Here is a 12,468-nt window from a genome sequence, read left to right on the forward strand (position 1 = left end):
GCTCGGTGCATCGGTCAGCGTCTAGCGCTGCCAATTCGGATCGTGTCTCGGCCCGAGAAATCGACCGGAACGCCAAGGCTTCGCTTGACAGCAAGGGCGAAGCCTTCCGGATCGTCGGTGCGGAAAACGCCGTCGAACTGCAGGCCAGACAGCGCGGGATCGGCAAGAGTGATTTGTCGTGTATTGTATCGATTGAACTCCGCTACCGCATTCGCAAGCGGCTCACCGACGAGATCGATCTTGCCGCTGCGCCAAGCAAGCGCGCGATCGACAGATGATGGCGGCGTCGGTTCGCGTATGATCGCGGCATCGTCGGCAATAAAAGCACGCTCGCCGGCGAGCAATCGTACGCGGTGGCCATCAGCGCCACTGGCCCATGCTTCTACCACCCCTTCGGTGACGAGCACCTCGGCACCGTCGTGCTTCAGTCGCACCGAAAACGCGGTACCCACCGCTTCGGCGCGCACGCGACCCGCTTCAACAACAAAGGGACGCTTGGGGTTCTTGGCAACCTGGAACCAGGCTTCGCCGCGGTCCAGTCGGACGTCCCGGCGCATTGGCGAATAGTCGATCTCGACCGCGCTTTGCGTATTGATGGCGGCAATGGAGCCGTCATCTAGCGGCACGCGACGGGTTTCGCCGACCTTGGTGGTATAGCGCGTCCCATTTCCCAGCCAGAGAATTCCACCGGCAATCGAAGCGGCGATAGCCGTTCCGCCGCCTGCGAGAACCGCTCGCCGGGCGAAGCGCGGCACCGCGGCCTCGGGGCCAATCCGGGGCTCGTCGAGCGTCATCCAGGCCGCTTGGGCGCGGAGCAGCGCACCATGGTGACGCGGATCGGCATCAAGCCAGAATTGCAATTCAGCTTCGTGATCGTCGTCCCACTGGTCGCGGTCCATGCGCGCGACCCAGAGCGCTGCTTCGCTGTGCATATCGCTTGCGGATTCAGTCATCGGGCGTCGCCCTCTTCCGCTTCGAGCGCAGCCAGCCTTGCGCCGGTGGCAAGATCGGCTTCGGCCCACGCGCGCTGGATCGCCTTGACGCCGAGCCAGACCTGCTTTTCCACGACTTTCTCGGTGACACCCAGCTGCGCTGCGATCTCCTTTTGCGACCAGCCTTCAAGCTTGCGCATTTCGACGATCCGACGACATCGCTCGGGCAGCTCGGCGAGGAATTCGAGCATGCGTCGATAGTCGAGGCGTCCGCCCGCCTCCTGTTCCGGCGACGGCTGGCGATCGTCCATGAATAGGTCCATCTCCGCATGGGCATCAATTGCCACGACGCGCGCGCGCTGCATCCGGCGGCCGGCGAAATTGCGGGCAGCGGAAATGAAGTACGCGCGCGGGCGCTCGATGTGACTGACACTCTCAAGCGTTGAAAAGCGGCAATAACAATCCTGGATCACCTCATCGATGTCGGGTGGCGAGAGGCGCCAGCGCGTGAGCAGCGCACGCACCGCCGGTTCATGGGGAATAACCGCCTCGGCTACCCATGCTGCGCGTTCACGACGCCGCTCGAATGATGCTTGCTTGGTCGTCGCCCTGCGGCCTTTCAGTGTCATGCCGAACGCCCCCGTAGTGACGCTCACGCGGTCTTAGAGACTTGGCGCATGAAATTCCTTCTGATCGGAACTCGGTTATGGACGTCTGCTGGACTGCATCCAGTCGTTCTGCCTAGGCGAGGTAATCTATCCACCATTGCATCATTGGCCAGCAATGCACCAGTTGGCAGGCGGAGCGGCGGTGCCGACCCCTGCCCCGTGGGTGAGCGAGCTGGTGATGGCTTGCTGCCGGTTGGGTAGAGCTTAAAGTCGGCGTCTGACAGGAAATGTCGTTGGACCTATTGCTCTGGATCGGGAGGATTGTCCCAGTGCCGGTCGGTCGTTGTAGCGCGACAGCGATGAACTAAGAGCGCGTTTCAACGAGCAGCTTCGACCCTTGAAGGACCGCAGTGTTGGCGGAGGCGGCGGCCAAATGCGCGATCCGCGAGAGCAGAGCGGCCTGGAATACCGAGCCCCGGAGCCCTAGAGTTGGTTTGAACGGACATTCTCGCTGGCAACTAGTAGCGAACAACCTCCGCAATTCTGCGCCGACGGTCCGTTCAGCCTTCGGAAGGACCATCGACTGCCCGATCTCGAAGGCAATCTTCGGCAGATGAATGAACGGCCGCTTTCAAGCGTCGCCAGATGCTGCGCGAACGTCCAAAATGTTCGCGTCTGCAGCAATCATGATCGCAGGTTCTCGACGAGGAAATCCACGAACACACGAACGCGCGCAGGCACGTTGCCGCCGCCGACAAAGAGCGCATGGATCAGTTCGACGTCACCTGGATTGAACTCTTCGAGCAGCGGGACGAGCGCTCCGCTCGCCAGTTCCGTCGCGACGCTGAACGCGCCGACGCGCGTGATGCCCACGCCGCCCGCTGCCAGTTGCCCCAGTGTCTCACCGTTGTTGGCCTCGATATTGCCCTCCACGGACAGCGCAAAGTCGTGACCATCGCGGCGGAACGGCCAGGTCGGTTCGGCGCGGCGGAAGTTGAAGTTCAGGCAATTGTGTCCGTGCAGATCCTCGGGCGTGCGGGGGGTGCCGTGGCGGGCGAGATAATCGGGCGAGGCGACGATCACGCGGCCGGTCTCGCCGATCTTGCGTGCGGTCAACATGCTGTCGGCTAGCGGACCGAAGCGAATGGCGACATCGGCCTGGCCTCCCGCCACATCGACCAGCGCATCGGTCAGCGCGATGTCCACGAGGATGTGTGGATACTGTCGAGTGAATTCGCCAAGCAGCGGGACGACGCACAGCCGGCCATGCGACAGTGCGGCGCTGACGCGTAATCGCCCGCGCGGCGCGCCCTGATCGGCGATTTCCTGCTCGGCGTCGTCGAGATCCGCGATGATGCGCCGCGCCACCTGAAGATAGGCCTGCCCTTCTGCCGTGAGTGTCAGCGTGCGGGTGGAGCGCAGCAGCAGCCGGACGCCAAGCCGCGCCTCGATGCGATCGATTGTGCGGCTGACCGCTGACGGCGTCAGGTCGAGCAGACGTCCAGCGGCGGAAAAGCTGCCGGTGTCGATCACCGCCGCGAACGTCTCGAGCGCGCGGGCACGATCGGCGCCGCTCGCGATCTTTGCGTTCAAATCAAAAATCCTTCGCGTGCTTGGCTGCTACCGCAGCGGTCATCCTTCTCCCATTTGTGCGCTTCCGTATCAATCGAAAGGGACAGTCATGGAATACAGGCAACTCGGCTCGTCCGGCCTGCGCATCCCCGCACTGAGCTTCGGCACCGGCACGTTCGGCGGCCGGGGCCCGCTGTTCAGCGCGTGGGGGCAAAGCGACGCGCGCGACGCGCGGCGGCTGATCGATATCTGCCTCGAGGCTGGCGTGACGTTGTTCGACACCGCCGACGTCTATTCGAACGGCGCTTCCGAAGAGATACTGGGCGATGCGATCAAGGGCCGGCGCGACAAGGTGCTGATCTCGACCAAGACCGGACTGCCGATGGGCGACGGCCCATCTGACTGGGGGGTGTCGCGCGCGCGCCTGATCCGTGCGGTCGAAGACGCGCTGCGCCGCCTCGCGACCGATCATATCGATCTGCTGCAACTCCACGCCTTCGACACCTCGACGCCGGTCGACGAACTGATGGAGACGCTTGGCCAGCTGATCGCGGCAGGCAAGCTGCGTTATGCCGGGGTGTCCAATTATCCCGGCTGGCAACTGATGAAGGCGCAGGCGTTCGCCAGCCAGCACGGGCTGCCGCGCTTCGTGGCGCATCAGGTCTATTATTCGCTGATCGGCCGCGCCTATGAGGCCGACCTCATGCCGCTCGCCGCGGATCAGGGCATTGGCGCTCTGGTGTGGAGCCCGCTCGGCTGGGGCCGGCTGACCGGAAAGATCGGCCGTGACCGTCCGGTGCCCGAGGGCAGCCGGTTGCACGACACCGAGCAGTTCGCGCCGCCGGTCGAGCAGGAGCATCTCTATCGCGTGATCGACGCATTGGAGTCGATCGCCGCCGAGACGGGCAAGACCGTGCCGCAGATCGCGATCAACTGGCTGTTGCAGCGCCCGACCGTCTCCTCGGTCATCATCGGCGCGCGCAACGAGGAACAACTTCGCCAGAATCTCGGCGCGCTGGGCTGGTCTCTGACGCCCGGGCAGATCGCCGCGCTAGATGCCGCAAGCGACATGCTGCCGCCCTATCCGCACACCCCCTATCGCCAGCAGGAGGGTTTTGCCCGCCTCAGTCCCGCGCTGGTCTGAACGGAATCCATGCAATGCAACTCAATCCCGGTTTGCTCGCGCTCGCCGTCGGCGCATTCGGCATCGGCGTCACCGAGTTCGCGCCGATGGGCCTGCTGCCCGTCATCGCCAGCGGCCTCCATGTCTCGATCCCCGTCGCGGGGCTGCTGATCAGCGGCTATGCGCTGGGCGTGATGATCGGCGCGCCGCTGATGACGCTGACCACCGGGCGCGTGCCACGCCGCACGCTGCTGATCGGGCTGGCGGGCATCTTCACGCTCGGCAATTTGCTGGCGGCGGTGTCGACCAGCTACTGGATGTTGCTGATCGCGCGGATCATCACCTCATTCAATCACGGCGCCTTCTTCGGCGTCGGCTCGATCGTCGCCGCGGGGTTGGTGCCGCCGCAGAAACGCGCGGGCGCGGTCGCGGCGATGTTCATGGGGTTGACGATCGCCAATGTCGTCGGCGTGCCGCTCGCCACTTGGGCCGGCGAACATCTCGGCTGGCGTGCCGCTTTCTGGGGCATCGCCGCGCTGGGGGTCGCGACCATCGCCGCGCTGCGGCTGACGCTGCCGGCGCTGCCCGTCGAAGACGGCGGGAATGCCATGGCCGAGTTGCGCGTCCTGACGCGGGGCCGTGTGCTCGGCGCGCTGGCGCTGACCGTGGTCGGATCGAGCGCGATGTTCACCGTCTTCACTTATATCGCGCCGATCCTTAGGGAAGCCACGCACGCCTCGCTCGGCTTCGTCACCGCGATGCTGGTGACCTATGGTGTCGGCCTGACCGTCGGAAACTGGCTGGGCGGGCGGTTTGCCGACCGGTCGGTCGACCGCACGCTGATCGTCACGCTCGCGGCGCTGGCGGCGATCCTGATCGCCTTCGCACTGCTGATGCCGTTCGGTGCGCCGACCGCCATTCTGGTATTCCTCTGGGGTGTCGCGAGCTTCGCGCTGGTCCCGCCGCTTCAGGTTCGGGTGATGACCGCCGCGGCGGACGCGCCCAATCTCGCCTCAGCCGTGAATATTGGTGCATTCAATCTCGGCAATGCCCTCGGCGCGGCCCTGGGCGGCGGGGTGATCGCCGCCGGGCTAGGCTATCCGGCTGTAGCCCTGGCCGGTGCGGCGACATCTGCCGTTGGACTCGCGGCCGTCGTCTTCACTGTTCGCGAGAAAGCTAGCCGCCACGACAGTTCCCTCTGCGGTGCATAACACCAACCGCCGAACAACCGATTTGCCGTCGAACTGAGATCTGAACCTTGACCGGCCTGAGTATTGTTTCAGGTCGGCATATTCGATGTGAACGAACGGCAGGTACCAATGGTCGCGCTTCGACCAGTCGAACGGCTGCTATGTTGGCGGTCCCTGCCGCGACAGTCACGCGACGGCCTGCAACCCCTTGCGCTGGATGATCGATAGCAACCGCAGGGCAGGGCCGCCCGGGCGCTTCACGCCGCGCTCCCAATCCGACACCAGATTGCGCGAGACGTTGAGATAGGCGGCGAACACCGGCTGTGAGACATGCTCGCGTTCGCGGATCGCGCGGATTTCGTCGCCCGCGAGTATCGGGGCTGGGGCAAGACATGTCTCGTCAAAATTGCGCAGCGTCGCGCGTGACACGACACCGGCGTCGTGCGCATCGTTCATCATCTCATGGATCGCACCAGCGATCTCGCTGCGATAGCCCTTATCCTTCGTCGTCGTTGCCATCTTCGATCTCCACAAGCGTTCCTGACGCCACCAGCCGGTCCAGTTCCTCGTCGCTCCATTCCAGTGCTTCGGCCGCCGCTTCGCGCAACAACGCCAAGTCCGCCTTCGATATGTTCGCCTGCCTGGCCTTGGTGAAACCGAAAGCGAATATGGCCCGATCGTCCCGGCGAAACAGGATCAGCGTGCGATAGCCGCCCGACTTTCCTTTGCCCGGCCGCGCGACCCGCTGCTTGATGACGCCGCCGCCAAGGTCAGCGTCGATCAGGCCGCTTTGCGCCCGCACGATTGCCTCTCTCAGCGCCGTATCGCTCAGTTTCTCCTTGCGCGCGAAGCGCTCAAACCAGCCATTCTTGAATATGCGTATGATGGCGGCTCTCCAGCTACGTTACCGATATATAACACATAGCGTTATAGTTCAACGCCACGCGAATCAGCATGGAGCGGATCGGTAACATCGATTCCCAGGTGCGGGATCATCTCGGCGTCTCCTGTGGGACGTGACGGGATAAAAAGTGCGGGCAGCCCGAGGCTTTTCACCGCAAGCCATCGCGGTTCTCGGGAGGTCGCCACGGTTCGCCCGAGTTTGCCACAGCTTGCCGTGATAGGCCTGGAGGGTACGTAAGTGTATCTAGAGGCATCATAAAGGTAGTTGCGCGCCGGATGCAGGTCGGGGATTCTGTCTCGGGGAGTGTCGTTCAACCCAGAAGATGGAACCTTGCTCGTGACCAACCCGGAAAGGATCATTCGCTTGCGGACAGTGCTCGATCGCACCGGCCTGTCCCGCACCACTCTCTATCGCAAGATCGGCGAAGGCACGTTCCCGCGTCAGGTGCCGATCAGCATCCACGGTGCCGGCTGGTATGAATCCGCCATCAACCGCTGGATCGCCAACCCGGCCGGCTATTCCGAGGATCGCGCCGATTGAGGCAGGGCCGGGCTATTGCCCGGCCTTCACCTTGCGGAACTTGCCCTTGATGACCTTCGCGCCGCCGCGAAGGAAATCGAGATGATCGGACCAATGCTGCATCATACGGACGCGCTCGTCCCAATATTCGCCGCGCGTATAGGCACGACGCACGGCGTTGTTGTCCTGATGGGCAAGCTGGCGTTCGATCGCATCGGGATGCCACAGACCCATCTCGTTCAAGAGTGTCGCTGCCATCGCCCGGAAGCCGTGGCCGGTCATCTCGTCCTGCGCATAGCCCATGCGGCGTAGCGCCGCGTTGATGGTGTTCTCCGACATCGGCCGATCGACCGAACGCAGCGACGGGAACAGGAAGCGGCTATAGTCGGCGTCATGCTCGATGGTTTCGAGGATGGCGAGCGCCTGGCGGGAGAGGGGGATGATGTGCGGTCGGCGCATCTTGGTCTTGTGCGGCGGGATCGTCCACAGCGCCTTATCGAAATTGAAGTCGGCCCATTCCGCATGGCGCAGCTCGCCCGGCCGCACGAATACATGCGGCAACAGGCGAAGCGCCGCCTTGGTGTTGGTATGTCCCTCGAATGCTTCGATCGCGCGAAGTAGCCCGCCCGCCTCATTGGCGCTGGTGATCGCCGCGCGATGGACGGGCTGGGGAGCGATCAGCGCCCCGCGCAGATCGGCAGCAACGTCCCGCTCGGCGCGGGCGGTGGCGATCGCGTAGCGGAGTACCTGGCTACATGTGCTGCGCAGCCGCTTCGCCGTCTCATACTTGCCCTTGCCCTCCATCTTGCGGAGCATCACCAATAACTCCTGCGCGGAGATGGCTGCGATCGGGCGCTTGCCGATCGAGGCATTGATGAAGTCGAGAAGCCAGTGCAGCTTTTTCATGGTGGCGGCGGAGCGGCCCTCGCGCTCGACCTTCAGCAGCCATTCGTCGGCGACCGCCTTGAAGCTGTTGGACGCGGCGATCGTCGCGGCGATGCGCTCAAGCTTGATCTGCTCGCCGGGATCGTCGCCGCGCGCCAAAACCTTGCGGGCCGCGTCGCGCTGCTCGCGGGCTTCGGCAAGGCCGGTATCGGGATAGACGCCGAACGCCAGCGTCTTCTGCTTGCCGAGATAGCGGTAGTTCATCCGCCAATAGCGTGCGCCTTTGGGCGTCACGAGCAGGAATAACCCGTCGCTGTCGGTGAGCTTATAGGGCTTGGCGCGGCCTTTGGCGTTCCTGATAGCAACAGCGGTCAAGGCCATGATGGTATCTCCCGTCAGGGGAGGGCTGCGCTACCATCAGATATACCATCAAACTGCTGGTATGTGGTGGTATCCAGCCGCTCCGAATGAGACGGTTATACCACATAAAAACCGCAGAAAACAGCCATTTATGGCATCTTCTGGCACCCGCTGGGAGTGCTTGTTGGTGACCCCTACGGGACTCGAACCCGTGTTTTCGCCGTGAGAGGGCGACGTCCTAGACCGCTAGACGAAGGGGCCAATTTTTGGAAGGCCGCGCCTTAGAACGGCGGCAGCAGTGCGTCAAGCGCCGTCGCATCCGTTGTCCGTCGCGGGGGCCCGAGGCACCGATTCGTGCCTCTTTTTTTCTCTCAGGCAGCCGCCTTCTTGCGTTCCGCCATCTCGCGATTGAGCATTTCGGCCAGCAGGAAAGCCAGCTCCAGGCTCTGGCTCGCGTTCAGGCGCGGGTCGCAATGCGTGTGATAACGATCGGCCAGGCTCTGCTCGGTGACGGCGACCGCGCCACCGGTACATTCGGTGACGTTCTGGCCGGTCATCTCGGCATGGATGCCGCCGGCGATGCTGCCCTCGGCGCGATGCACGGCGAAGAAGCCGCGCACCTCGGCGAGGATGCGCTCGAACGGCCGCGTCTTGTAGCCATTGGCCGCCTTGATGACGTTGCCGTGCATCGGATCGCAGCTCCACACTACCGGATGGCCCTCGCGCAGCACCGCGCGGACCAGCTTGGGCAGGCCCGCCTCGATCTTCTCATGACCATAGCGCGTGATCAGCGTCATGCGGCCGGGCACGCGCGCCGGATTGAGCGTATCCAGCATCCTGAGCAGCTCGTCGGGCTCGAGGCTCGGCCCGCATTTGACGCCGATCGGGTTGCCGATGCCGCGCAGGAACTCGACATGCGCCGAGCCAGTGAAGCGCGTGCGGTCGCCGATCCACAGGAAATGCGCCGAGGTGTCGTACCAGTCGCCGGTCAGGCTGTCCTGCCGGGTCAGTGCCTGCTCGTAAGGCAGCAGCAGCGCCTCGTGGCTGGTATAGAATTGGGTCGCCGAAAGCTGCGGCACGCTATCGGCGTTGATGCCGCACGCGTGCATGAACTCCAGCGCGTCGCCGATCCGGTCGGCGGTCTCGGCATATTTCTTCGCCCATGGGCTGCGGCCCATGAAATCGTGCGTCCAGCGATGCACCTGATGGAGGTTGGCATATCCCCCTTGCGCGAACGCGCGCAGCAGGTTCAGCGTCGCCGCGCTTTGCGAATAGGCGCGCAACATCCGCTGCGGGTCGGGTGTCCGTGCCTCGGGCGTAAAGGCGATGTCGTTGACGTTGTCGCCGCGATAGCTCGGCAGCTCGACGCCGTCGATCGTCTCGGTCGGCGCCGAGCGCGGCTTGGCGAACTGGCCCGCCATGCGGCCGAGCTTCACCACCGGCAGCTTCGAGGCATAGGTGAGCACCACCGCCATTTGCAGGATCACCCGGAAGGTGTCGCGGATGTTGTTGGGGTGGAATTCGGCGAAAGACTCGGCGCAATCGCCGCCCTGCAGCAGGAACGCCTTGCCGGCGGCGACATCGGCCAGCGCCTCTGTCAGGTTGCGCGCTTCGCCGGCAAAGACCAGCGGCGGGAAGCTGCCGAGCTGGGTCGTCGCCGCGTCGAGCGCGGCGGCGTCGGGATAGTCGGGCAGCTGGCGGGCTTCGGCCTTCGTCCAGCTTTCGGGGGCCCATTTCGCGGCCATGGTTCCTTGCCTTGTCGTCAAAAAGAGCAATTTCCATGCGTCAGGCGGCGCCCGAACGCAATCAAGGAAAATTGTCGAGCGTGATCGATCCGGTTGCGCGTCGGGCGGGGCACGGCGCCGCCCGCGGCCCGATCACAGCGCCTTTTGATAGATTTGATAGACCTTGTTGATCCGGCTCTCGATCGCATCGGCAATCGCGTTCATTCCCTGATTGTCGTCGAGGATCCAGCCGATCTCGCCGCGGCTGGCGCCATAGCGGGAAACGGACGCGCGGCGGATATATTCGATCATCATGAAGGCCAGCTGGCTCGCCATGCGCGAAGCCTGCAATTCCTTGACGACGCCCATCAGCGGCACCCGCATCGTCCGCACCTTGGGGCGGCGCAGCCACAGCAGCAGCTTGGCCCAGCCGAACGGCAGCAGGTTGCCGTTGAGCGGCCTGATCGCCTCATTGAGGTCGGGCAGCGTGATCATGAACGCCACCGGCTTGCCGTCGAGTTCGGCGATGCGGATCAGGTCGTTAAACACGATCGGCTTCAGCTTCACGCCGACGTCGTCGATTTCGGGCTGGGTCAGCGGTACGAAGCCCCAATTGTCCGACCATGCGTCGTTCAGGATCGCGAGGATGATCGCCGCTTCCTCGTCGAATTTCGACTTGTCGACCTCGCGGATGTTGATGCGCGGATTCTTTTCGCCCGATTTGATGATCCGGTTGATCAGCGGCGGAAATTCCTGGCTGATGTCGAGATCGTAGGTGACCAGCTGCTTGACCGGTGCGTAGCCCGCGCCTTCGATCCAGCCGCGATATTCGGGCTTGGCGTGGCCCATCATCACCGTCGGCGGATGGTCATAGCCTTGGATCAAAAGCCCGGGTTCTTCCCAGATCGACATGCTGATCGGGCCGATCACGCGGGTCATCCCCTGGTCGCGCAGCCATTGTTCGGCGGTTGCGATCAGCGCCTGGCCGATGCCTTCATTCTCCGCGTCGAACAGGCCGAACTGGCCGCAGCCGGAGCCGAATCCCTTATCGACCGGCATGGTCAGCGCCAGCGTGTCGATATGCGCCGAGATGCGCCCGACGACGCGGCCATCCTGCTCGGCGAGGAACAATTGCGCCTTGGCATGGCTGAACCAGCCGTTCTTTTCCGGCGTGATGAGGCCCAGGGCTTCGCCCTTGAGCGGCGGCACCCAATTGGGGTCATCCTTGTAAAGCCGGAACGGCAGATCGACGAATTTCTTGCGATCGGCCTTGCTGTCGATCGGGCGGATGGTGAGCGTGCTGGTCACGGGCGTAGGCTCCTGAAGCGTGCCGCGTGCCTTCCCCGCGCGCGCCGCCGCTGTCAAGGCGATCGGGAAACTGCGTATCTGTGATCGAGGATACGGCCTGTAAATGCCACCAATTAGCCACTATCTGCAGGCAATGGACCGCGCCATGGATAAAGCCCTTCGTCTCGATCGTGCTTCGGCAGCGCCCGGTGTGGATGCGCCTGCGCGTCCCGATCGGATGCTCGACGACAAGGCGATGCTGCGTACCGCGGCAGAGCTGACGCGCGAGCTCAACACGCCGAGCCCGACGATCTATTGGGCCGATCTGCTTGCCTCGTGCGTGGTCGGTTACGGCGCGCTGGCCGCGGCGTTCCTGGCGCCGACGCTGGGCTGGACGATCGTCGCCGGCGTCGTCGCCGTGCTCGGCCTCTATCGCGCGATGAGCTTCATTCATGAGCTGACGCATGTGAAGCACGCTGCGCTGCCCGGCTTCCGGCTCGGCTGGAATGTGCTGGTCGGCGTGCCGCTGTTGATTCCGTCCTTCATGTATGAAGGGGTCCACAACCTTCATCACGCCCGCACGCGCTACGGCACCGCGGAGGATCCCGAATATCTGCCGCTCGCGCTGATGAAGCCGTGGAGCCTGCCGCTGTTCATCCTCGTCTCGGCGCTGGCGCCGGTGGCGCTATTGTTCCGCTATGCCGTCCTGTCGCCGCTGTCGGCGCTGATCCCGGCGCTGCGGCGCGTGGTGGTCGAGCGTTATTCGGCGCTGTCGATCAATCCCGCGTTCCGCCGCCGCCCGCCCGAAGGGGCGTTCAAGGCGCAATGGCGCCGGATCGAGATCGCTGCCAGCCTGTGGGGCATCGCGCTGATCGCGCTGGTCGCGACCGGCATCGTGCCGCTCCGGTGGTTCGTGATCTTCCTCGTGGTCGCCTCGGGCGTTGCCGTCATCAACCAGTTGCGCACGCTGGTCGCGCACCTTTGGGAGAATGAGGGCGAGCCGATGAGCGTCACCGCGCAATATCTCGATACCGTCAATGTCCCGCCGCCAGCGACGCTGCCGGCGTTATGGGCGCCGGTCGGCTTGCGCTATCACGCGCTGCATCATTTGCTGCCCGGTGTGCCGTATCATGCGCTCGGCGAGGCGCACCGCCGCATCACCGCCGCGCTCGAGCCGGGATCGCCCTATCACAAGGCGAGCTATGCCGGGATGTTCGGGCTGGTCGTGAAGATCGGCCGATCGACGATGATCGCGCGTCGGTAAGGCGTCGTCGGCGGCTCGTTCTGTCCTCATTTTATCAGAGGGCGACGGGCGGCGGCCTTCCGCGCCCTTATCCCATCTTCCTCGCACTGAATTTGGTTCA

Annotated in this window: 12 protein-coding genes and 1 tRNA gene; 4 read left to right on the plus strand and 9 right to left on the minus strand. The window is 64.1% G+C overall.

What is annotated here, in order from left to right:
• Window positions 1–14 precede the first annotated feature (14 nt).
• From K7G81_RS00530 to K7G81_RS00540, 3 genes are all read right to left on the minus strand, one after another.
• Window positions 15–953, minus strand: coding sequence for a FecR family protein (locus K7G81_RS00530; RefSeq protein WP_223028799.1), 939 nt, complete (start codon window positions 951–953; stop codon window positions 15–17).
• Window positions 950–1,561: an RNA polymerase sigma factor gene (locus K7G81_RS00535; protein WP_223028800.1), complete on the minus strand. Its 612-nt coding sequence runs from the start codon at window positions 1,559–1,561 to the stop codon at window positions 950–952. The genes K7G81_RS00530 and K7G81_RS00535 overlap by 4 nt, the downstream gene beginning before the upstream one ends.
• A gap of 663 nt (window positions 1,562–2,224) precedes the next feature.
• A complete protein-coding gene (locus K7G81_RS00540) occupies window positions 2,225–3,133 on the minus strand; it encodes a LysR substrate-binding domain-containing protein (RefSeq protein WP_223028801.1) in 909 nt (302 codons plus the stop codon).
• A gap of 88 nt (window positions 3,134–3,221) precedes the next feature.
• Between K7G81_RS00540 and K7G81_RS00545 the strand changes: the two genes are divergently transcribed.
• Both K7G81_RS00545 and K7G81_RS00550 read left to right on the plus strand, forming a co-directional pair.
• Window positions 3,222–4,256, plus strand: a complete 1,035-nt coding sequence (locus K7G81_RS00545; RefSeq protein WP_223028802.1) for an aldo/keto reductase — start codon at window positions 3,222–3,224, stop codon at window positions 4,254–4,256.
• A 14-nt stretch (window positions 4,257–4,270) separates the two neighbouring features.
• Window positions 4,271–5,446 carry an MFS transporter gene (locus K7G81_RS00550; RefSeq protein WP_223028803.1) on the plus strand — a complete coding sequence of 392 codons (1,176 nt, stop codon included), beginning with the start codon at window positions 4,271–4,273 and terminating at the stop codon, window positions 5,444–5,446.
• A 165-nt stretch (window positions 5,447–5,611) separates the two neighbouring features.
• Here the strand turns inward: K7G81_RS00550 and K7G81_RS00555 are convergent, their stop codons facing one another.
• Window positions 5,612–5,944, minus strand: coding sequence for a helix-turn-helix domain-containing protein (locus K7G81_RS00555; RefSeq protein ID WP_223028804.1), 333 nt, complete (start codon window positions 5,942–5,944; stop codon window positions 5,612–5,614).
• On the minus strand, window positions 5,922–6,311 hold the full coding sequence (locus K7G81_RS00560; protein WP_369412025.1) for a type II toxin-antitoxin system RelE/ParE family toxin: 390 nt from the start codon (window positions 6,309–6,311) through the stop codon (window positions 5,922–5,924). The genes K7G81_RS00555 and K7G81_RS00560 overlap by 23 nt, the downstream gene beginning before the upstream one ends.
• A gap of 354 nt (window positions 6,312–6,665) precedes the next feature.
• Between K7G81_RS00560 and K7G81_RS00565 the strand changes: the two genes are divergently transcribed.
• Complete coding sequence (locus K7G81_RS00565; protein WP_223028805.1) at window positions 6,666–6,869, plus strand: helix-turn-helix transcriptional regulator; 204 nt, start codon at window positions 6,666–6,668, stop codon at window positions 6,867–6,869.
• 12 nt (window positions 6,870–6,881) lie between these two features.
• Here K7G81_RS00565 and K7G81_RS00570 read toward each other — a convergent pair whose 3' ends face one another.
• The 4 genes from K7G81_RS00570 to K7G81_RS00585 form a co-directional block, all read right to left on the minus strand.
• Window positions 6,882–8,114, minus strand: a complete 1,233-nt coding sequence (locus K7G81_RS00570; RefSeq protein ID WP_223028806.1) for a tyrosine-type recombinase/integrase — start codon at window positions 8,112–8,114, stop codon at window positions 6,882–6,884.
• Window positions 8,115–8,278: 164 nt separating this feature from the next.
• Window positions 8,279–8,354: transfer RNA gene (locus tag K7G81_RS00575), tRNA-Glu, on the minus strand.
• 110 nt (window positions 8,355–8,464) lie between these two features.
• Window positions 8,465–9,838: a class II 3-deoxy-7-phosphoheptulonate synthase gene (locus K7G81_RS00580; protein ID WP_223028807.1), complete on the minus strand. Its 1,374-nt coding sequence runs from the start codon at window positions 9,836–9,838 to the stop codon at window positions 8,465–8,467.
• 132 nt (window positions 9,839–9,970) lie between these two features.
• Window positions 9,971–11,125 (minus strand): GNAT family N-acetyltransferase, encoded by a 1,155-nt coding sequence (locus tag K7G81_RS00585; RefSeq protein ID WP_223028808.1) that lies wholly within the window; start codon window positions 11,123–11,125, stop codon window positions 9,971–9,973.
• Window positions 11,126–11,270: 145 nt separating this feature from the next.
• Between K7G81_RS00585 and K7G81_RS00590 the strand changes: the two genes are divergently transcribed.
• Complete coding sequence (locus tag K7G81_RS00590; RefSeq protein WP_223028809.1) at window positions 11,271–12,368, plus strand: fatty acid desaturase family protein; 1,098 nt, start codon at window positions 11,271–11,273, stop codon at window positions 12,366–12,368.
• The last annotated feature ends 100 nt before the right edge of the window (window positions 12,369–12,468 follow it).

The sequence above is a fragment of the Hephaestia mangrovi genome (assembly GCF_019880555.1).
In the GTDB taxonomy this organism is placed as follows: domain Bacteria; phylum Pseudomonadota; class Alphaproteobacteria; order Sphingomonadales; family Sphingomonadaceae; genus Sphingomonas; species Sphingomonas mangrovi.